This is a genomic window from Pontiella desulfatans (genome assembly GCF_900890425.1).
Classification (GTDB): Bacteria; Verrucomicrobiota; Kiritimatiellia; order Kiritimatiellales; family Pontiellaceae; genus Pontiella; species Pontiella desulfatans.
Window position 1 is genome coordinate 808,974 of the sequence record NZ_CAAHFG010000003.1, and the last position, 22,491, is coordinate 831,464.

Sequence of the window (22,491 nt, forward strand, 5' to 3'; positions counted from 1 at the left end):
ATGAAATTGATTTACAGGATGGGCAGCCTGTTGCTCGGGATCAGCGCACTAAATGCGAATGCAGCCACCTATTATGTGGCCACGAACGGGGTGGATATCCTTTCGGGCGGAGCAAGCAACACGCCGTTTGCCACCATTCAGTATGCCGCGGACCAAATGAATGCGGGCGATACGTGTTATATTCGTGGCGGTAGCTACCATGAGGATGTCGTAGTTGATGGGCTGGTCGGCTCCGCCGGGGCACCGATCACCTTTTCGGCATATCCGGATGAACGGGTGGTCATGGATGGAACCAAGTCGCTTGCCGACCTGGGTTCGACGGGCTGGGTGCAGCATGCCGAGAATATTTACAAGACGACCCTGACGCAGGATGTGTGGCAGGTGATCGCGGATAACGAAATGATGATTCCCTCCCGCTGGCCCAATGGCTTCCTGCATGATGATACGATCTACGACCGCGACGTGAGCTGGTCGGAATGGGACGTTGGTTCGGTCAACGGAGCCGCGACCGATACGGACTTGGACGCGGCGGGCATCGACGCCACCGGCGCGATCGGCATCTTTAATTCCGGTAGCTGGAAAAGCTGGGCGCGGGTCATCACCAACCACAACACGACGACCGGCGTGCTTGAATTCGAACCCCTCAACAGCTTCGGCTCGAAGGACTATTATCTGGAGGGCTCGCTCGCCCTGCTCGACGCCGAGCGCGAATGGTATTTTGATCCTTCCACGAAGGAGCTTTATCTGCGGGCGGTTGGCGGCGGCGTGCCGACCGGCGACATCCGCGGCAAGGTGCAGTCGTATGCCTTTACTGTCACCAATTCCAGCCATGTTGTTATCGACGGAATCGACTTTTTCGGCACGACGTTCAATCTTTACGACAGCCCGTATTCGACCGTCCAAAACTGCGATCTTCTCTATCCGAGCTGTTCACTGCGTATGCTTGGCGTCGTCGGGCGGCCACCGACCTCCAGCATGAAAATGCCCAGCAAAGGCAATACGGCAAATTATACGCTCTTCAACTGTTCGTTCCAGTATGCCGACAGCGACGCCATCCATATGAAGGGAGCGGGGTGCACGCTGGAAAACAACGAGTTCCGATACATCGATTTTAGTTGCGCCAATCTGCCGGGATTGATGGTGACCATTACCGTCGATGGCGACGATGCCGATATCCTGCACAACACGATTGAGAAGACCGGTGCATCCGCCATGTTCAAGATCGGTAAAGGCACGGTGCAGTACAATCGCATCACTGATACCGGACACCTTCAGCATGACGGATCGATGACGCAGTATACGGTCAAGGAAGCCAATGGATCGGTAGTGGCCTACAACTGGTACCATGACGGTGAAAAATCCGGCGCGCGCTTCGACTCGCCCAACCCGCCGACGCAGTGGGGTACGAACGGCACCATGCGTTTTAATGTCTGCATCAATACGGGTACAGGCCTGCTGCCCAAAGGCAATTCCCACTTTATCTATTCCAACACCGCGCTTGATTGCGGGGGGCAGGATATCGCCATACACAACTATGCCGACGGCAGCGGCGCCAGCAACGACCTGACCATTGTTCGCAACAATGCCGCCGAAAAATTGTCCGGAGAAAAAGGCAACAGCGGCTATGTGCCGCTGCCCGGTCCCAACAGCCACAATTGGAACGGATACCTGACCGGACAGGACCTGCGTAGCCAGCTGCGCGATCCCGATAACTGGGATTTCCGCCCGAAGCCCGGCTCGGATCTGGTGGACGCGGGAACCGTTGTTCCGGGTATTACCGATGGCTATGTCGGTGCGGCCCCCGATATCGGTGCTTATGAGTCCGGTGCCGCCAATTACTGGATCGCGGGGCGCAAGCTGGACCGGGCATCCTCCCCGATCCCGCCGGATGGCGCCGGCGGGGTGAAAACGGATGCCGACCTGATGTGGCTGCCGGCGCTTGAGGGCATATCCTACGACATATACGTTGGAACAAATGGTTCGCCCCTGATCTTTCAGGGCAACCAGACCAACAACATTTTTGATCCAGGCACGCTTTCCGCGAATATCGACTATAGCTGGCGAATCGATGCCGTCACGCCTTCGGGCACCGTGACCGGTGAAGTGTGGGGCTTTGCCCTGGGCAGTCCGCCGGAGTTTCTTTCCGATCCGGTCGATAAACCATTTGCGATCGTGGGCCAGACCTATGCGGAAAGCCTCTCCGGAGATGTGACGGATGCGGACGGTGATTCGATCATGTTTACGAAGCTGGACGGGCCGGCATGGTTGAATATCTTTACCAACGGAGCCCTTTACGGTGTGCCGGCGGCTTCCAATATTGGTGTGAACGCTTTCACCGTGATGGTTGCCGACGGGGCGGATGGCTCGAACTCGGCGGTGGTTCGGGTTGAAGTTGTAGCATCGGATGCGATCGTATTCACCGAGCATGCCGATCCGCCCCTCGATCATGCGGTGGCCTGGAGTACGAATGCCAATACGGTCTGGAACAGCATCACCGTGGGGAACAATAATGGTGTCAGTAATGAAAACATGTATGGCCAAACCTTTATTGCGGCGCAGGATTTCGCTCTGTCGGCGGTATCCTTCCGCACGGCTTCCGATACCAAATCCTATGGAACAAACCAGGTGATTGCCCTGGCCCTGCTCGAAGACACCAACAGCAACAATGTGCCCGACACCCTGATGGGCAGTGTGTTTGAAACCTATTTTCAAGCGATTGACGGCTCCAAACCATGGAAAAAGCTGAGTCTGGTTCAGCCGGTCTTCATGGAAAGAGGTAGAACATATGCGTTTGTCTATACCCTCATCGGTCCCATATCCAACAACCTGCGCGCCTCGACTGACAACACCGGCTCGGGCTATGCCGGTGGCAGTCCAATCAATACGACCTATACGGCAGGGGCGTTTCCAAATCCTTTACCCCCATCGCTGTCGGGACGGGATCTGATCTTTACCGTGCAGGCCGCCTCCGGCGCAGCGCTGTATCAGAATTGGGCAAGCGGGTATCCCATTTCAGAGGAGAATGGCTATGGCGACGACCCGGATAACGATGCTTTCGATAACCTGAGCGAATATGCTCTCGGAGGCAATCCCTCCGAACCTGTGGATTCTCCGTCCATTACACCGGCCTTTGAAAATCTGGAATACATCTACCGCCGTCGCACCGATCGTGAAGCAAGGGGATTGGGCTATCTGCTGGAGCTGAACACCAATCTCATTACCGGCATTTGGGGCACCAACGGCTACACCGAGTCCGGCACCGCACCGCTCGAATCCGGTTTCGAGGCCGTCACCAACCAAATCCCAACGGCGGTCAGCAACCAGTTTATTAGGTTGCGTATTTCGACCGAGTAAGCTGTTCCAACGGGTTTGGGTGGCATGAGGAGCGATCCGGGACTGGGTAGTCTCGGATTTGATTTCGATCTAAATAGTCGGTTCGTGCGGATGCTCCGCTCTTTTCTGCTCCACGCTTTAATTATGCGGGGAATCTCCCTAGATCCTATTCACCATTATCCCTGAATTGCTTTGTTTCATCTTGAACAAGCAGTTAAAGTCTCGAACCATTCTTAGGTTGTGCGTTTTTCTGGGTGGTCGGGGTTTTTATGAAGGTTGCGGAAGTGGCGGAAAATGTGAAGCGGTTGGTGGGGAACCCGCCTTCGCACGATGAATTTATCTATGAGCTGCTGCTGGCGTACAATACGCCGGAGAATACGGTTGCCCGCCTGAAGAACGGCCAGTTGAATCTGGCGAAGGTTCCGGGCGAAGTCCTGCTGAAGAAAAAGGTCTGGTTTACGAATGTATCGCAGGCTTCCAGCCTGCCTTGTGCCGTACCGCAGGCGTCTCGCCTGCCCGGTGGAGCGGAAAGCCCACAAGATGTGGGCGGTACAGAGCCGAACGACGGGAAGCAAGCGGGACGCTCGCTCTACGATCCCGATAAAATGCCCGAAGGCCTCCGCGCCGCGCACCACAACCACATGGTCGACCGCCTCTACCTTATACCGACATCATGAAGAGGATTTTATCTCGCTGACGGATATCGCGCGCCATCGCGATGCAAAGCGGGGCGATTATATTATCCAAAACTGGATGCGAACCCGGAATACGATTGAGTTTCTCGGGATTTGGGAGCAGCTGAATAACCCGGATTTTAATTCCATCGAATTCGATGGAATTAGAAATCAGGCCGGACTGAATAGGAAAAAGCGTTGGTCCCGTAATAACGTAATCAGCACAACGAAAGGTGAAATCATGGCAACAAATCCAATCGGTAAGGATACAAAAACAATCGGAATCAACATGAGTAAAAAGATGTCGGATGATCTGGAGGAACGAGCCAACTCGATGCATCTGGAGAGGGAGTAGCATGACACTACACGCATCTTCAATTGAGTGGGCGATCGACTTCGTAGCAGATCATTCAGATGGTGATCTATTCCCGAAGGTGCCAGAAATGGAAGCCATCCGAGCTCGAAGAGGTGAATTCGTTTCACTTCTAGAAGGAAAGCAACTCTCCTCCTTCAAGCCTGGGCCATCCAGGCGCTTCATTGTCCCTAAAGACGAGATATCGTATAGGCAGGCAACTCAACTTGATCCGCAAGATTCTCTTATTTTATCTGCGCTCATTCATCAGTTCGGCGCGGGCATAGAACGAAGGCGCAAGTCGAGCCGCCATGTTCATAGCTACCGTTTTTCTCCAACAGTAGAAGGAGGACTCTATGGTGCAGATTCCGCTTGGAACGACTTTTGGTGCCAAGCGCACGAATCGAGCAAAGCACATCCTATCATTCTGTACTGTGACATCGCTGACTTCTACAACCAAGTTTACCACCACGATGTTGAGAACCAGCTGATTGAGTCTGGATTCCCGAATCAGGCAGTCAAGTGGCTCATCTCACTTCTCGAATCCACCACAGCCGGCGTGTCAAGAGGGGTGCCCGTAGGCCCCCACGGCATCCACCTTATAGCAGAGGCGAGTCTAATACCGATCGATGATAGTATTTCCCATAATGGTCTCAACTGCATCCGCTATGCGGACGATATTGTTGTGTTCTGTGACACGATGAAAGAAGCTAAATTAGCTCTCGCTACCATTGCTGGCGTTTTAGATAAGCAGCAAAGGCTGATGCTCCAGAAGCACAAGACCCGCTTCTACGAAGCCCCTAAGTTTCAAGCATTATGCCGTACCATGATCGAAGATCGTCCAATTAGCCCAGATGAAGCAGGGCTCTTAAAGCTTATCAAGAAGTACTCTGGTGGAAATCGCTATAAAACTATCTTATATAGTCAGATTTCGAAAAAGGACTGGGAGTCCATATCGGAAAACACAATTCGCGGAATTATTGAGGACTACATCTCCGCAGAGCCAATTGACTTCATCCGGCTGAGATGGTTCTACAGGAGACTAACGCAAATAGGACATCCGGGAGCGGTTCATGTGTCATTGCATTGCCTTGATCAACTAGCACCGTGTTTCGCTAATATCTGCTTGTACCTCGCATCTGTTCAATCCATTGAGCCAAAACAATGGGAAGATATTGGCACCAGGCTCATTAAGTTGCTCGACTCTGAAGAGGTAAAGAGCAACGAGTACTTTTCGTTGTCAATTCTGAGTCTGTTTTCAAAGAACAAAAAGATAAACCACTTTGCGTCACTTGCGGGTTCATTCCAATCATCACCTTCATTTGTCCGTCGCGAGATTTTTTTAGCTGCTATGACCAACTCCGCGTATCCATGGATCAGGGAACATAAGGAGTCGTTCATTAACATGGATCCATGGCAGAAGATGGCCTTTATATACTGTTGTTCGGGTCTTCCTCGTGACGAGAAGAAATACTTCATTAACAGGTGGGAATTCGACAGGCCTTTCGAAAAGGTTCTTGCGAAGTGGAGTAGAGCAGAGGGTAGTTCGTGAGTCGGGATTTGGTCAATTGGACAGATGCCATGTCTATGAAATGATGTTTTTCCAAGGATTGGAAATCGGAAATACAAATTTAAACAATCTGACACATAATCCATTTCTAAAAGGAGTAAATGAAATGTCTAATCCTGTACTAATTCTCAGCCATACGCCCTTACTGTTTGAAAATGGGTCAGTGAAAATGGGTCAGTCCTCGGATTTAAGTAAAGCGTAAAATGTGAGTTTGGATTCGAGTGGCTGGAAGAATTTGTTCCAGAGGTGAACCACTCCCTGTCGGTACGCAGGATTTGATCTGTGGTTATCGGCGTTATCTGCGGTTAAGGAACGAGTAGTATGACACAAAGCGAAGCAATCAAGATTTTCGAGGAGCGCAATATTCGTTCGCTCTGGGATGACGAGGCGGAAAAATGGTTTTTCTCCATCGTGGATGTGGTGGCTGTTTTGACCGAAAGTCCTAATCCCCGCAAATACTGGAGTGTGCTGAAGGGGCTGGGGTCAGAGTCCCAGCCAAAGTCAACCGGTAATTTGTGAGATTGTTTTAGGCATGGCGGTAGGGTCTCCGCTGAAGAGCGGTTTTTAAAAAGAGCATCATATTTGCGTGGATTCTGGCGTTGGCTGGCGTTTGAATTTATCGGCTAGAAGTTGCGGTGACAGACCGGGCTCAAGTGGCTCCGCTCGCTGCAGACTGGTTTGACGAGATATCGCTTCTCCGTTTCCGGAGCCGTATCAGAGTCCCTTGGAGCAGTATCCTCCCCGAGTGCGGGGGAGCGGAGCGGCCCGGAAGCATTCTGACCCAAGCCATCGCATATGCGTGGCAGTCCGTAAGAGCCATCCGGACGTTCCGCCGCTAAATTCTTTTGTCTGCCGCTACCGAGAAAAAACGGCTACTTTTTCTTGGGTAGGGGCAGTTCTATTTCATAGATATCCTGTATGCGTTCGCGCCATTGGCCGAGGGGATTTTCGGGATGAAAGGCCGTGTGGACGGCTCCGGCTTTCACCCATTTGTCGAGCAGCTTGGGCCAGAGGTCGAGATACCAGGCGCGCAGTTCCTCCACGGTAGCGTTGTCGCGGATCTCCGGCGGGACGTAGCTTTCGCCGGTGCGCATCAGGCGCATCGCCATGCGTAGAAAGCGCCGGGCCATTCCGAAATCGGCATGCTGACCGTTGGCTCCGCGCCGTCGATGGTCTTCGTGCAGGTCGGCGGGTCCATGCTGGCCGAGATGATTCCCACATTGCACGACGTAGTCCTTGAGAATGCGATTGCAGCGCTTGGAGACACTGCCGATGACAGGGCTTTTTTCGGGGCCGCCAGTCTGTTTGGTGCGCGGGATGATCCCGGCATAGGAACTAAGTCGCCGCAGGGAAGGCTGGGCTTCGGGAGGACCGATTTCTGCGGCGACGCCTGAAGCCAGAGTAATGCCGATCCCGCGAATGGTGGTGAGCATGGCGGCCGGTGTTTGTGCCAGCTGTTGTGCAATCTCACGATGCATTTGGGCGATGTTGTCATTGATACAGCGATGCAGGCGGATTTCACTGGCCAGTGCCGTTTGCAGGAGCCCGGTAAGTTCCGGCGGATGGTGGAGCACCTGTTTTGCGTATGCTTTCAGCTTGGCCAAAGCTTTTTCTGCGTGCTGCAGTCCTTTGGCGTGAAATTGGCGTAACAGCGCCTTGTCCCGACGTCGGGCGATATCAGCTGCCGAAAAGCGGTCCTCCATGAGATAGAGAGACGTCTCGGAAAAGGGAGGAATACCACTATTCTTTTCATCCAGAAAACCGGGGAATAACTGATCTACAATCTGGTGAATCCGATTCTTTCCGGCGGTCTGAAGCTGCACCTGCTTTCTTCGATGCCGGGTTAGTGACCGCAATGCCCGCAACGCACCGATCTCGCCTCCCGCAGCTCCCCCGCGCATATTAATCAGCATATTGGCAATGCCCAGCAGATCCAGTCCATCTGTGCTGGCCTGCACATTCTCCCGCAGCTTCTTGGCATCGCCCGCATTCACTCCAATGACGGGGAATCCCTGCTCCCTCAGGTTATATGCAAAGTTAAGCGAGAAGGTTCCGCAATCCTCTCCGCCAAAGAAAACATGCTGCTTGTTTATATGATGCTTCCTGCACATTTTTTCGACTACAGACAGGGTGAAATCGATCCCGTCTGGCGTGTTTTTTATTGGAAATGCGTTTTTCAGCACGCGGCCCGTACCATCACAGCAGAGTCCCACATGCGTAAGCTTTGCATAGTCGATCGGAATACAAAGTACCTTCTCGGGATGTCCTGCATCGTGGAACAGATCGATGATGAGTTGATTCTGACGGGGCTGGGGTCAGTCCTATGAAATGATGTTTTTGGTTTTTCAGAGGTTGAAAGAATTGAGGAGATCAGAGGGCCGCGGTCAGATGTTGGAAGTGCAGGCGGGACGCCTGCGGTACGTTTTCCAAGCATTGGAAGGATAACGAGTGTAGGGAAATAAATAATGCCAAACCTAGTTGAAGTGGCATACGGACAAACAGGACAGAGCACGAATACGGATGTGCTGGGGATCCACCTTCGCCAAGGCTCCGGCGCGACAAGTGCGGGAGATGCAGGCGCGGGCGTCGATGTTTCTGGCGTTGGGCAAGATGCATAATCAGGGCGTTGCGAAAATGATTGTGGCGGTGTCACATGAGCCGTGCTGTAAACACAATTGAACCATTCTTGCGGGCGACCGCCTTTCAATCTGAAAAAAATGCAGTTGCTGAATAGCGTACTTCTTTTTTAAGAAAAGATGCGGGAATGATGGCTTTGCCCTGTATCTAAGTACGAGATATTGCTGACCAATCCCTCTTTAATTTGGAGAAATTATGAGTTTATTTAAGAAAGTCGTGATTCTGTTGAGTGTGATCGGCGGATTGCTGACGGTTTCCAGTCAGGCATCGACCGCTGTTTGGCAGGGGAATGCGGGCAACTGGTCGGATTCCAACTGGCTGGTTGCCGGAGTGTCGAACCAGACTCTTTCCTCCACCATTTCCGATCAGGTAAGCATCGGCATCGGCAGCGTCACGAATGCCGGCGATCTCATTGCGGCGGTGGGCGGAACGCTTGCCGGCCAGAACCTGACGGTCGCTGGAAACGCCGTGCTGAATATAGGCGGCGTCCTTGATTTCGGGGCGGGCAACGGCAATACCCGAACGCTGGACTTCACCATAACCAATTCAGCGCAGGTGACCATGAGCTACCTCCAACTGAAAACCAAGAATCTGAACCTCTCCGATTTGGAGTTTGCCGGCGGCTCGCTGGTGCTGACCGATTCCAACTCGATCCGCGGGGGGAATTTCCCGGCCCAGAATGTCAACATAACGGCGGGGGTCGGTGAATTCACCATTACCGCCAACTCAACGCTGGCCGGGAAGGAACTCTCGACCAAGATCGGCTCCGACCTGTTCAAGCTCGACGGCACACGGATTACGGTCGCCGCAACCGGCAGCGATGTTGCGGCGCTGAATGCCGAGCTGACCACCATGGTGGTCAATGGAAAGTATCTTCAGGTTTCGGAAGGTGCGGGCACCCAGACCCTGAATATCCTTGCGGCAGTAGACGGTTTGGTCACCACCGTCATTACCAACTTTCCCTCCTCAACGCTTGCTGAAAATCCCAATGCCGGAGGTGTCGATAGCACGGCGGTCAGCGCGACCGCTACGAAGGGGCAGAGCTTTACGCTGCCGTCAAGTGCATCGATCGATAGCTTTGTCTTCGAGGTTGGAAGTGTGACCACGACCGGAAGCTATACGCTTGCCGTATACCGGTCGATGGACGGGCTTCCGTGGATGCTCGATTCCATCTATTCGGAAACCGGCACGTTGCCCGACGGACTCGCAGGCGGCGACCTGGTCCAGATCGACCTGCCTTCGGCGTTCGATGTTGTGCGCGGTTCTTACACGGTTGCGCTGAGCGGGGTGGGCGGCACGGATATCAGCCTGAACTATTCCACAAACGCGGTCTATCCGGCTGGTGCGGCGTCGCGCGAAACGCCGGCCACCAACGGATGGGAGCCCTTGGCCAATCCGGACGGCGATCTGATTTTTGCCGTGCTTGGGTCGCAGGATGCGCCGTTGCCTGATGCGCCGACCAATGCGCCCAACATTGTATTCATCCTGACCGACGACCTCGGCTGGACCGACATCCAGACCGGCACCAACGGGCCTAACGCCCTGGCGGGCGTGAATTATGGTTCCGACTTTTACCAGACGCCCAACCTGGCGCGACTGGCGGCGGAAGGACTCTCCTTTACACACTGCTTCGCCCAGCCCAACTGCGCGCCGACCCGTGCGGCCATTCTTTCGGGGCAATATCCTGCCCGTTCAGGAAACGGTGTCTATGTGGTTGATCAGCTGGCCCGCCCGGATAACAGTGAAAAACCCACCCGGTTTGTTCCGCCGGCCCAGCGCGAGGATATTCCGGCCGGCCATGTCATTTCCGCCGAAGTCCTGCAGACCGGAGGATATTTGACGGCGCATCTCGGGAAATATCACGTTGGCAACCATGAGGGCGGTCAGTCAACCATGCCGGAAAACCAGGGCTATGATTTTAATTTTGGCGGCAACAGCAACGGTGGGCCGGGCGCCTACCATGCCAGCGGTCAACTGTTTGGAACAAGAATAGGCCCGGGCATGGATGCCTATGCCAAAGATTATTCGGCGGCATATATTGATAATGTGCTTGCTCCGATGACGAATTTTAATGATCCGAGTGTGCTGGAGGATGGCAATAAACATGTGGAAGACAGTCTCGGTGACGCCGCAATCGCCTTCATGGATGATCATCGCAAGGGCGCCATGTCTGCGCGGCCGTTCTATCTGCAGCTGCACAACTATGCCGTGCACAGTCCGACCGACAACGTGCAGGCGCGCGCCGACCTGCTGGCAAAATATGCAGGACTGCCGGATGGCACCTATCACGGGGGTAATTCCTACGCCGCCATTGTTGAAAATATGGACCAGACGATCGGCCGCGTTCTCAACTATCTCGACGATCCGAACGGGGACGGCAACACGTCGGATTCGATCGCCGCCAACACGCTCGTGATCTTCACCTCTGACAACGGCGGCTATATCGGCCCCACGGACAACGACCCGTTGCGCCACCATAAAGGCTCGTTCTACAACGGCGGTCTGCGCGTTCCGCTGATTGCCCGTCAGCCGGGCACCATTCCCGCGGGCGTGCAAACGGATACGCTGGTGCATTCCGTCGATTTCTATCCGACGCTCATTGAGGCAGCCGGGATGGCCATGCCGGGGGGCATCACGTTTGACGGGACTTCGTTTGCGTCGCACATACAGAATCCGGAAGCGAATCCGCGTGACCGCGAACCGATCTTCTACCATTTTCCCGGCTACCTCGATCAGCGCGCCCGGCCCTGCGATGTCATTATCAAGCGGGTGGACGATGTGGACTACAAACTCATCTATACCTACGACCCGGACTATACCGGCAACCCCACCGCCACCGAAGATGTGGAGGAGGGACTCGATGCGCTGGCCAATCCATGGGAACTCTACCGCTATTCCGATGATCTTTCGGAAACGAACGACCTGTTGAACAGCTCCTATTCAAACTGGCTGCTCTATGGCGATATCGCCTATGCGATGGCCGGTGAGCTGTTCACGTGGCTCGATCAGGATACGCCGGACTGGAATGCCAGGAAGCTGAAGGATCGCGATACCAACCTCGATATCGGCTATCCCGACAGCAGCTCGCTGCCGACGGTTGTGCCGTCGCCCGGCGAGGAATTCAAGGTGACCGATTTTACCGTTGATACCGGCGCAGGGGAAACCACGGTAATCTTCAATTCGGAAGCTGGATTCAGCTATAGGGTCCAGGCCTCCGCCAATCTGGTGGCCTGGGAAACGCTGCAGACGCTTATGGCGACTGCTTCCGAAACGGTTGAGGTGGTGGTGGCTGAAACGGATGGAAAACGCTTTTTTCGTGTGGTGCTTTTTGATTAGAGGTTTTTCTATGTTACGTAAGCTCACCTTTATTTTTCTGGCTTCCGTCGCTGCCGTTTCGGCGCAGCCCAACATTATCTTCATTCTGACCGACGACCTTGGCTATGGGGATTTAGGCGTGCTTTATCAAAATACAAAGAGCGGCACGAAGAAGGTCGTTACACCGAGTTTGGACCGCATGGCCGGGGAGGGGATGATTCTCGATCGACACTACTGCCCGGCACCGGTTTGTGCGCCCTCGCGCGGGTCTCTGCTCAGCGGGCAGCATCAGGGACACGCCAATGTGCGCGACCGCCAGTTTGATAAGGCGATCGACGATAACCATACCCTCGCCAGCACCCTGAAAGCCGCGGGATACTATACTGCGATAATCGGCAAATACGGATTGCAGGGTAGCGGGAGCTCACCCGCCACCTGGCCGGCTTATCCCACTAAGCGCGGTTTCGATTATTTCTACGGCTATCCCGATCATGCCGCTGGTCACCAGCACTATCCGGCGAATTCATGGCCTATCGGAAACTCGTCGGCCCACCGCAGCCCGAAGAAGCTTTATGAAAATGATGCGGAGATTTCTGCGCAACTCGATAAATGCTACACGACCGATCTCTTTACCGCGCGTGCCAAAAAGATGATTGTCGACGAGACAACCGGAAACCCGTCGCGGCCCTTCTTTCTTTACCTGGCCTACGATACCCCGCACGCTGCACTCCAGCTGCCTACCGTGGAATATCCGACAGGAAAAGGGGTTGGCGGCGGTCTCCAGTGGAATGGTATTTCCAATAATATGATCAATACGGCGACCGGAACGATCGACAGCTATGTTGACCCGCTCTATTCCGGTCGGGACTGGCCCGATACCCATGAACGTATTGCCACGATGGTGACCCGCATCGATCACTGCGTCGGGGATATTCTCCAGACCCTGGAAGATTTAAATATCGCGGATAATACCATTGTCGTATTCAGTTCGGATAATGGGCCGCATAAGGAAAGTTATATCAGCGGGGCCAATTATGCTCCCACCGCCTTCCAATCCTATGGTCCGTTCGAGGGCATCAAGGAGGATTGCTATGAAGGTGGAAGCCGGATGCCGACCTTTGCCTGGGGGCCTTCCAATGTGGTTGGCGGTGTCGTCAATCATGCGCCCTCCCAGTTTCACGACTGGATGCCCACCTTTTGCGACTATGCCGGCATCACTGCGCCGGCCCGCACCGACGGGGTGTCGCTGGTGCCCACCCTGAGCGGCAGCGGTACACAGCAGGTAAGCACGGTTTACATTGAATATAATCCATCCGGCAGTATGCCGACCTATGCGGACTTTCCGAATCATGGCGGCACCTCGCGCAAGCAATCACAGGCCATCTATCTCGACGGCTACAAAGGCATCCGCAACAACATTGGTTCGCATGCGGCGGATTTCAGAATTTACGACACGCTCACCGATCTGGCGGAAGGAACCAATCTGGCCGGAACCACGGCCTATTTTATTGATCTTCAGCAACGCATGAAGGACAAGGTGCTGCGTATCCGCCAGCCGAACTCATCGGCTTCCCGACCTTATGATAGCGAACTGGTTCCGCCCGTTGCAGCTGCGGTGGAAAACGGGCTGGAGGTAAAGACCTATGAAGGGAGCTGGAGCTGGGTACCCGAGTTTGAAGAGATGGTGCATACGGGCACGAATGCCGTGACTGGAATTTCTACCGCTCACCTCAGCCGGAGCACCGACGCCGGGCTGCTCTATACCGGTTTCATCAAGGTGCCCGCCGACGGCACCTGGACGTTTTACAATACATCGGACGAAGGCATCATCCTGCGCATTCACGACAGTCTGGTGAATGACGACGACTTCAATCACACCGGCGCCGAAAAATCGGGCACCATTAAGCTTAAGGCAGGATTGCATCCATTTCGTCTCTACTATCGCACGGCCGCATCCGCGCCGGTGCTGAATTTTAAGTGGGAAGGGCCGGGAACGGCCAAGGCCGAAATTCCGGACAGTGCGCTGTTCCGGCCGGGTAACCTTCCGCCGGGGCCACCGGTGGCCACGGACGATTCAGCCGTCACGGCCGGATCCACTTCGGTTCTGATCAATGCGTTGGCCAACGACTTTGATGACGGTACGCCTGCGGTCCTATCCATCACTGAGCCGGGCCATCCGTTGGCCGGTACGGCGGTGCTCGAATCCGGACAGATCCGCTATACCCCGAATGCGGGATTCTTCGGCACCGACCGTTTTCCCTATACCATCAGCGACGGGCAGGACAGCACCAGTGGAACCATTGCGGTGGAGGTCTATGTCGCCCCGGTTGAACCCTGGTTCCCGCTCAACGAATCCAGCGGTCGCACCGTGGCCGAAGCGGGCGGTTTCGTTGCAGGTACTCATTCCGGATTTGCCGACAGTGAAGCCGCACATATTGTTGGGCAATATGGCAATGCGCTGACGTTCGACGGCGTGGATGATCAGGTCAATCTCTCCGGCATCACCCTGCCTTCCGGCAGCAGCGCCCGCACGGTCAGCGCCTGGGTCCGGGTGTCCGCCACCAGCGGTGTGGAGCTGCAGACCTTTTTCGGCTATGGTCAGAATAATACCGGGCAGCGCTTCAGCTGCCGTCTCGACACGGCGACTCCCGCCAATCAACGACTTCGTCTGGAAGTGTCAGGCGGATTCATTACCGGTACCACCACCATCAATGACGGTAGCTGGCATCATGTTGCGGTGGTGGTTGACGACTTTAACGGTGACGATTCGGTGAACGTCAATGAGGCCAGGCTCTATGTCGATGGGCTGCTGGAACCCATCAGCAGTGCCGGGGCGCGGGTGATCAATACCAGTGCGTCAGGGATTCCGGTCATCGGCGGTTCCAGTCATGCCGATAATCACAATTTTAAAGGTGATATCGATGAGGTTCAAATCTTCAACAGCGCGAAGACCGGTCCAGAGATTGCAGCACTTGCTGGCCGAACGGTTGCACAGGCCGATGGATCCCTCTGGTTTTATCGGAATCTGGGTAATGCTGAACCGACGGTGAACGATTGGAATACGGATGGAAACGGCGATGGCTATAGCCATTATCTTGTCTATGCCCTCGGTGGATCACCTCATTGGTTTGAGTCCTCCATGCTTCCGTATTTAGAATCGGGGCCGGGCCGACTCGACTATTACTATAACCGTCGTCTTGCACTGGATCCGACCGGTTACGTGCCGGAGAGCACAACCAATCTGGTCGATCCGGCCTGGTTGCCGGTCGCAGGTGCAATTGCGGCCCCTCATCCGGAACTTGATGACTACGAAGTGGTCGTTACCGAAATCTCAACGACGGAGACCAACCGGTTCATTCGGTTGCGCATTTCAATGGATTAAAAAAAAACGGTTAGTTTGGCTGCGCGACTCTGTATGTGGAGATAAGACGAGTTGCATCTTGTGCGTAAAAAAATATGCACGCGGGCTCCGCAACGAGCCGTTGTTTGAGAAAATAAATAGGGATAAAAAGGATAATTGCGCTCTCTGTAGCAATTGTTGCCGTTTCCGCGCAGGCGGCTGTTATCTATGAGAGGCAGTCCTGATTCGCCGTTTGCAGTTCAATGACTAATGCTGACGAAAATCAAACAAAGAGAGGGTCTGCGCCTTTTTTCGGGCGTTTTTTTACTTAGCGCTTTTGTCAAAATCGCGGGGCATTGCTGGATTGATGGTTACTATGAAAACAAAAAAAATGATTATTTTGGCCGTGCTGGGTGCGCTATCGGCCGGGCCGGCTTTTGGTCAGGCAACGGAACTGAAGGTGATGACTTTCAATATTCTGCAATCGGGTAAGAAATGTGATGAAATCGGTAGCACGTCGCCGTTGCTCAACAAGAATCGCTATCAGGACATCGCGAACGTAATCATTGAGTCGGGCGCGGATGTTGTGGGGATAACAGAACCCAATACCGCCAATCCTGATCCGATTCTCGGATTTTTGCAGGCGACGAATTCCGATTGGCAGAAGCTCGGTAAGGTGTACGCCAAGTATCCGATCACACCCGACCCGCTGAATCCAAACACCGGAGATGATGATTCGTATGCCTATCAGGTGAAAGTCGGGGTGAATCGTTATGTGTATATCCATGTAGCGCACTGGCACCCGAAACATGAGGGCATCCGCGAAATCCAGGAGCGTATGATTGCGGGCACGGTTCCAAGCGATCTGGAGGTTTTTGAGCAGGAGATTCTGGGCAAGGTCAGTACGCAGAGCGCGTATAACCACACGCTCGCCCGCGCGCAGCCGCACATTGATGCGGGGCGTCCGGTTTTTGTGATGGGCGATTTTAATGCGTCATCGCACGAGGACTGGACCGCGGATTATGTTGCGAACGGGATGGATCGCTGGTGCGGGAATCCGACGAATAATCCGCCGCTTAATTTTGAGATTGAATGGCGCGGCTCCAGGACGCTGGTTGATGGCGGCCTTTCGGATGCGTACCGCGCTGTCTGGCCCGATCCGGTCACCAAGCCGGGCTTCACGTGGACGCCGCCGTACGCCAACGACACGGGCGGACGCCGGCCTTACGATGATTACGCAAGCAATCCAAAATGTAATATGCTCGACCGGATCGACTGGCTGCTGTTTGCGGGTAGTAATGTGGCGGTTTCTGCGGCGGCGGTGGTCGGCGAAAATCCAGCGAATCCGGAACACGATGGTAAATCAAAAATTGTTCCGGAAATTCAGTATTCCGGTTCGTGGCCGTCGGACCATCGCGCCGTACTCGGCGTTTTCAGTATTCCGGAAGATACCGGCCCGGCTATTGAACTGACTGAGCCCGTGATTCCGACGCGCCTGTCGACGGACTTTATCAGCGATATTGCGCAGATTGAAGGGGATGCCGATCCGGCGACGCTGGGTTCGTGGAGTGCGGATTCGGGCACGTTCGATGCGGGGCAGCTGGTGTTAAACAGCAACGGAACGTTTACGGTTTCGTTTAATGACGCGCAGTTTGATCGCTGGGCGCATACGGGCGTGCTCGACGGCGACACGGGGTGGACGATTGAGGCGTGCATTCGTATCGATGATGAGGGTTCGACCGGTGGCGATGTCGGCGTGTTCGATATTCAGTCGCGCTCGTCAGACGGCGGAACGTCGCCGTGGATTTATCTGCGCCCGGACGGGATCGGGCATCGTGTGAGCGGTAACGATGCCGGCCTGCTTTATGCGACGAATCTAATGGACGGCGCTTTTCACACGTTTCGCGTGGCGACGCGGGCGGAGGTCGGGCATATGCTTTGGCTGGACGGAGAGGTGGTGGCGGAGTGGACGGGGAATGATGTCGTGAATAATAAACGCTTTTTCCTCGGCCGCAACGGCGGCAATACGGTGGATGATGGAACGGTGACGGTTGATTATGTCCGTGTTGATTCGACCGGGTTCTATGCGCCGCCGTTCGTGCCGTACATCACCTCGATTGCGCGGGATGGGCAGCACATGGTTCTTCGCTGGCGCGCAAAAATGGGACACCGTTTTAACCTGCAATATACCGACCGCTTGATTGATCCGGCATGGAGCAATGCCGTGAGCATCTTGTCCGAAACAAACGGAGTGATTGAGGGGATCGACAGCAACTTCACCGGCTCGGCCCGCTTTTATCGGGTTGGTTCGATTCCGGAGGAGTGAGAAGGTGGGGCAGGCATCTTGCCTGTTTACCCCGCATCGTTTCCACGGGGCGGAGCTTTGTATGCCGATTGGGTGGCTGGATATGATATTGCGGGAGAAGAGGGCTTTGCCGAGAATCCCGACCATGTTGCACTCGACAATCTACCGAATATGGACTCGGCGGCGCGCCCGATATTTTTGATCACAGCCCGTTGCCGACCTTCGAAAACCTGAACTATATCTATCGTCGCCGAACCGATGCCGTAGCGCGTGGTCTGGCCTATACGTTTGAGGAGAGCAGCAACCTGCTTTCCAATGATTGGAACTTGGTAACGAATCCACCATCGGGCACCGCCCCGCTCGAAACCGGATTCGAGGCCGTCACCAACCAGGTTCCGACCACGGAACCCAACCGCTTTATCCGTCTCAGGCTGTCTATTCAGTAACCAGGATTAAGTAGGTTTTAAGTTGTTCATCGCCGTTGCCGCATTCGCCGCGGTGCGTATTTCTTGTGCGATTTTGCACGATCGTTCTTGTTCCCCTGTATGGTGAAGATAGAGGACTGGTTCCTTATGAGATGACCCGACCTTCGAGCCGATGAAATAATATTTAAAACAAGGAAACGACGATGATTAGAACTGCGTTGGTAGCCGGTGCGCTGGCCGTGGCAAGCATGGGGCTTGCCGAAAAATATGAGCCGAACTGGGACTCTCTGCGCGAGCACCATGTGCCGCAATGGGCGAAGGATGCCAAGTTCGGGGTCTATGCCCACTGGGGACTCTATTCCGTCGTCGGCGGCTGGGACGTGAATAAAAACTGGGCCAACAGTATCGCCTGCGCCTACCAGGCCATCTACCGCCCGGGGATGACCGACAAGAAGCGCGAGTTCGAGAAGCACGTAGGCAAGGTGGAGCAAGGCGTCGGCTACATCGATTTGGCAAAGCAGTTCAAGGCCGAAAACTTCGATCCGGCCGCCTGGGCGGATCTGATGAAGCGTTCCGGCGCGCGTTACGCCGGCATCTGCGCGATCCACCACGACGGCTATGCCATGTGGGACAGCGATGTAATGGATTTCTGCGCGGGCAAGCTGGGCCCGCGCCGCGACCTGCTCGGCGAAATCATGAAAGAGATCGAAAAGCGCGGCATGAAAACCATGACTTCGTTCCATCATGGGCGCACCTACCGGCAGTTTTCCAGCATTCGGAAAAATCTGGAAAGCTCGCCGGAACAGGCGAAGGCCGACCTGCTCGACCCAAGCCTGCGGAACTATTACTGGTTCATGGGCGAAGAGGACTATTTCGCGAAAGCCCGCTACGACATGACCAAGGAGGTGATTGATAAGTATAAGCCCGACGTCCTTTGGTTCGATGGCGGCGGAGGTGGCTATGGCACAGAGCGCATACTCGCGGACTTCTTCAATATGGCCGAAAAAGAAGGCAAAGATGTTTGCGTCCACAACAAAGGTAACTTCGGGAAAAACTTCGGGCTCTATTCCTACGAAAACGGCTACAAGCGCCCGCTCTTCGTCAACTGGCCGTGGGAAGACGACACCCCGTCGGCCGTGGGCTGGTGCGACTGGCCATGGCAGAAGGGCATGGAATACAAGAAGCCGCGCGATCTTGTTGTTCGGTTGTGCGACCTCGTGGCGCGCAACGGCGGCCTGCTGGTTTCCATGAACCCGCGTCCCGACGGCACGCTCGACCAGGGGCAGGTCGACCTGCTCGAAGGCATCGGGAAATGGCTCGGCCAGAACGGCGACGCCATCTACGACACCGTGCCGTGGAAGATCTTCGCGGAAGGCCACACGGAAATGTTGGAATATTTCCAATATACCGATAAAGGCGCTCCTTCCCGCGGCATTCAGCCGGATCCGAAAAAACTGGATCACACCGATGTCCGCTTCACCCGCAACGGCGACAAGCTCTACGCCACCGTGCTCGGCGTTCCGCCTTCCGGCACCGCGACGATCAAGTCGCTTTCGACCGCGACGGAAATTTCGACCGTCAACAAAATAAAATCCATCAGGCTCCTCGGTTCCGATGCAAAGCTGGAGTGGGAGCGCACGGCCGACGCGCTGGAAATCAAATTGCCGAAGAAAGCGCCGAACGAGTGGGCGCTGGCCTTCGAGATCCAGGCCGAGGGCGAACTCGACAAGAGCGAACCGCCCTACGACGAAAAGCTGATGACGCTTCCAAAGCAAACCTAGAGTTAAGTGGGAGCTGAAATGAACAAGATATACGGAATTGTATTGTGTGCTTTTTGGGTGGGAGCCGTGCAGTCGGCAACGATCAACTGGGGGACGGGCGTCGATGTTGCTACTGTTTCGGATGTAATAACCAGCGATACGCTGGTCGAGGCGTTCAACGCCGGGGCCAGCGGTGTTGCCGACCAGACCGTGAACGGAGTGCTTTTTACCGGAACCGGTAGCCTGCTTCCTTCGAATACAGGCGCGGATGGGTTTACGGGAGATACCGGAAACGCGTCGTATAACGTGCTGCTCAGCAACATCGACTTCGGTGGCGGCATCGATGAAACCATATCCGTCGGTGGTGGAAACCTCGCGGCTGGCGGAAGCTACCTGATCCAGGTTTGGTTTGTGGACACCCGCTATATTCGCGATCAGTATTTTGGTGACGGTGATGCCGATCAGTCGAATGATGTTCATTTGAACTGTAAACCGGGGCAGTACGCCATTGGAACCTTCACAGCCGATGGGACAGGATATCAGGATTTGGAGATCCGCTCTGGAAACAGCAACCACGGCAATGTACACATCACCGCTTACCAGATTCGGACAGCATCATCAGTTCCTGAACCAACCCTCTCCACTGCGACGAACCGTGTTTCGGCTCCTTTTGTGGTTAATATCGAATTTTCGGAAGCGATAACCGGGCTGGAGGAATCCGATTTCGCGGTGAGTAACGGTGCCGTGGCCGCATCCAGTCTTTCCGGAAGCGGAAATGCCTTTTCCGTGGAAATCACACCTGCAGTCAACGGCAGCATCAGAGTTGAGCTGCCCGCCGGCTCCGTCAGCGATACGGATGGGGATAATAATACAAACCCGGCCTCGGATGCGTTAAGCGTATTCTACATTGCTCCGGGCGGCGATCAGCCTTCGGTAGTACTCTCGACGGCCTCTACGAATGTCATCGGAACTTTTGCTGTGGATGTCGTGTTCGACGAACCCGTAACGGGTCTGATACTGGATGATTTTGTGGTGGAAAACGGGATGGTATCGAACCTGACGGGTTCCGGCTCGGCCTATACCGTGCTGGTCATTCCCGATGTCGAAGATCTTGTGAGCGTCAGCCTGCCGGAGGGCGTTGTGACAGATCTTGATGGGGACGGTCTTTGGAATACCGCCTCGGAGACACTGGCCGTTACATCCCGGCCAATTGATGTGCCCTCGGCAACCCTTTATGGAAACTTGAGCACCGATGGTTCCGAGTACAGTCTGTATGTCAGTTTTTCCGAAGCGGTATCCGGCTTGACAGCCGATGATTTTATTGTGGTGAACGGGGAGGTTACCTCTATCCGGCAGCAAGGGCGCCGTTATTCCCTGTCCGGTTACTACTATTCCTCCAACGCACAATATTACGCGGTGAGTATTACCGGTGCCTCGCCCGGTACCGTGGAGGTCACCCTTCCGGCGGGAGCCGTCGTTGATATCGATGGTGACGGCTTGACCAATACAGGTTCCAATACGCTGAGTTTTGAATGCACCGGGGACTTCGGCGAGCAATGGGTTGTGGACGGGGGCGATCGCCTTTATGGAAGACCATCGCACGGGAGCCATGTCCGCGCGGCCGTTTTACCTGCAGCTGCATAACTATGCTGTGCACAGCCCGACCGACAACGTGCAGGCGCGCGCCGACCTGCTGGCAAAATATGCAGGACTGCCGGATGGCACCTATCACGGGGGTAATTCCTACGCCGCCATTGTGGAAAACATGGACCAGACCATCGGGCGTGTTCTCAATTATATCGATGACCCGAACGGGGACGGCAACTCGGCGGACTCCATTGCCGCCAATACGCTCGTGATCTTTACCTCCGACAACGGCGGCTATATCGGCCCCACGGACAACGACCCGTTGCGCCACCATAAAGGCTCGTTCTACAACGGCGGTCTGCGTGTTCCACTGATTGCCCGCCAGCCGGGCACCATTCCGGCGGGGGTGCAGACTGATACGTTGGTGCATTCCGTCGATTTTTATCCGACGCTCATTGAGGCCGCCGGGCTGGCCATGCCGGGGGGAATCACGTTTGACGGGACTTCGTTTGTTTCGCACATGCAGAATCCGGGGGCGAATGCGCGTGACCGCGAACCGATCTTCTACCATTTCCCCGGCTACCTCGATCAGCGCGCCCGGCCGTGCGATGTCATTATCAAGCGGGTGGACGGCGTGGACTACAAGCTGATCTATACCTACGACCCGGACTATACCGGCAACCCCTCCGACACCGAAGATGTGGAGGAGGGACTCGAAGCGCTGGCCAATCCATGGGAACTCTACCGCTATTCCGATGATCTTTCGGAAACGAACGATCTGCTGAACAGCTCCTATTCAAACTGGCTGCTCTACGGCGACACCGCCAACACCATGGCCGGTGAACTTTTTGCATGGCTCGATCAGGGGGGAACGGACTGGAACGCCAAGAAGCTGAAGGATCGCGATACCAACCTCGAGATCGACTATCCCGACGACAGCTCGCTGCCGACCGTGGTGCCGGCTCCCGGTGAGGAGTTCAAGATGACCGATTTCGACGTCGATGCCGGCGCAGGGGAAACCGCGATCACCTTCAACTCGGAAGCCGGGTTCAGTTATCGGATCCAGGCCTCCACCAATCTCGTGGCCTGGGAAACGCTGCAAACGGTTTCGGCGGACGCGGCGGAAACCATCGAGGTGGTGGTGGCCGAAACTGATGATCAACGCTTCTTCCGCATCGTGCTTTTTGAATAGA

General features: G+C 55.0%; 11 protein-coding genes and 2 pseudogenes. 12 read left to right on the top strand and 1 reads right to left on the bottom strand.

Annotated features, from left to right (window positions below; all coding sequences use genetic code 11):
• From E9954_RS24180 to E9954_RS24195, 5 genes and pseudogenes are all read left to right on the top strand, one after another.
• A complete protein-coding gene (locus tag E9954_RS24180) occupies positions 1-3,354 on the top strand; it encodes a putative Ig domain-containing protein (RefSeq protein WP_136081846.1) in 3,354 nt (1,117 codons plus the stop codon).
• 248 nt (positions 3,355-3,602) lie between these two features.
• Positions 3,603-4,010, top strand: a complete 408-nt coding sequence (locus E9954_RS33385; protein ID WP_246046741.1) for a hypothetical protein — start codon at positions 3,603-3,605, stop codon at positions 4,008-4,010.
• Between the two features lie 25 nt (positions 4,011-4,035).
• Positions 4,036-4,119, top strand: a pseudogene (locus E9954_RS33945) (KilA-N domain-containing protein); the annotation flags it as partial.
• 244 nt (positions 4,120-4,363) lie between these two features.
• Positions 4,364-5,911 carry an RNA-directed DNA polymerase gene (locus E9954_RS24190; protein WP_136081848.1) on the top strand — a complete coding sequence of 516 codons (1,548 nt, stop codon included), beginning with the start codon at positions 4,364-4,366 and terminating at the stop codon, positions 5,909-5,911.
• Positions 5,912-6,250: 339 nt separating this feature from the next.
• Positions 6,251-6,403 (top strand): annotated as a pseudogene (locus E9954_RS24195) (BRO-N domain-containing protein); the annotation flags it as partial.
• 398 nt (positions 6,404-6,801) lie between these two features.
• Here E9954_RS24195 and E9954_RS24200 read toward each other — a convergent pair.
• Positions 6,802-8,220: an IS110 family transposase gene (locus E9954_RS24200; protein ID WP_342793861.1), complete on the bottom strand. Its 1,419-nt coding sequence runs from the start codon at positions 8,218-8,220 to the stop codon at positions 6,802-6,804.
• 541 nt (positions 8,221-8,761) lie between these two features.
• Between E9954_RS24200 and E9954_RS24205 the strand changes: the two genes are divergently transcribed.
• The 7 genes from E9954_RS24205 to E9954_RS24235 all read left to right on the top strand — a co-directional run bounded on the left by E9954_RS24205 (position 8,762) and on the right by E9954_RS24235 (position 22,490).
• Entirely contained in the window at positions 8,762-11,902 is a 3,141-nt protein-coding gene (locus E9954_RS24205) for a sulfatase (RefSeq protein WP_136081851.1), read from the top strand.
• Between the two features lie 10 nt (positions 11,903-11,912).
• On the top strand, positions 11,913-15,263 hold the full coding sequence (locus tag E9954_RS24210; protein WP_168442563.1) for a sulfatase-like hydrolase/transferase: 3,351 nt from the start codon (positions 11,913-11,915) through the stop codon (positions 15,261-15,263).
• A gap of 334 nt (positions 15,264-15,597) precedes the next feature.
• Positions 15,598-17,547 carry an endonuclease/exonuclease/phosphatase family protein gene (locus tag E9954_RS24215; RefSeq protein WP_168442564.1) on the top strand — a complete coding sequence of 650 codons (1,950 nt, stop codon included), beginning with the start codon at positions 15,598-15,600 and terminating at the stop codon, positions 17,545-17,547.
• 191 nt (positions 17,548-17,738) lie between these two features.
• The gene (locus E9954_RS24220; RefSeq protein ID WP_136081854.1) at positions 17,739-17,972 is read left to right on the top strand and encodes a hypothetical protein; all 234 of its coding nucleotides are present in this window, start codon (positions 17,739-17,741) and stop codon (positions 17,970-17,972) included.
• A 182-nt stretch (positions 17,973-18,154) separates the two neighbouring features.
• A complete protein-coding gene (locus tag E9954_RS24225) occupies positions 18,155-19,732 on the top strand; it encodes an alpha-L-fucosidase (RefSeq protein WP_136081855.1) in 1,578 nt (525 codons plus the stop codon).
• An 18-nt stretch (positions 19,733-19,750) separates the two neighbouring features.
• Complete coding sequence (locus tag E9954_RS24230) at positions 19,751-21,355, top strand: Ig-like domain-containing protein (RefSeq protein WP_136081856.1); 1,605 nt, start codon at positions 19,751-19,753, stop codon at positions 21,353-21,355.
• Entirely contained in the window at positions 21,297-22,490 is a 1,194-nt protein-coding gene (locus E9954_RS24235; RefSeq protein ID WP_136081857.1) for a sulfatase-like hydrolase/transferase, read from the top strand. Before E9954_RS24230 ends, E9954_RS24235 begins: the two co-directional genes overlap by 59 nt.
• Position 22,491 lies beyond the last annotated feature (1 nt).

What these genes read in the sequence shown, in the direction of transcription:
- E9954_RS24230 (WP_136081856.1), top strand. Translation starts at nt 19,751, where the DNA reads ATGAACAAGATATACGGAATTGTATTGTGTGCTTTTTGGGTGGGAGCC.
- E9954_RS24215 (WP_168442564.1), top strand. Translation starts at nt 15,598, where the DNA reads ATGAAAACAAAAAAAATGATTATTTTGGCCGTGCTGGGTGCGCTATCG.
- E9954_RS33385 (WP_246046741.1), top strand. Translation starts at nt 3,603, where the DNA reads ATGAAGGTTGCGGAAGTGGCGGAAAATGTGAAGCGGTTGGTGGGGAAC.
- E9954_RS24235 (WP_136081857.1), top strand. Translation starts at nt 21,297, where the DNA reads ATGGAAGACCATCGCACGGGAGCCATGTCCGCGCGGCCGTTTTACCTG.
- E9954_RS24180 (WP_136081846.1), top strand. Translation starts at nt 1, where the DNA reads ATGAAATTGATTTACAGGATGGGCAGCCTGTTGCTCGGGATCAGCGCA.
- E9954_RS24210 (WP_168442563.1), top strand. Translation starts at nt 11,913, where the DNA reads ATGTTACGTAAGCTCACCTTTATTTTTCTGGCTTCCGTCGCTGCCGTT.
- E9954_RS24205 (WP_136081851.1), top strand. Translation starts at nt 8,762, where the DNA reads ATGAGTTTATTTAAGAAAGTCGTGATTCTGTTGAGTGTGATCGGCGGA.
- E9954_RS24190 (WP_136081848.1), top strand. Translation starts at nt 4,364, where the DNA reads ATGACACTACACGCATCTTCAATTGAGTGGGCGATCGACTTCGTAGCA.
- E9954_RS24225 (WP_136081855.1), top strand. Translation starts at nt 18,155, where the DNA reads ATGATTAGAACTGCGTTGGTAGCCGGTGCGCTGGCCGTGGCAAGCATG.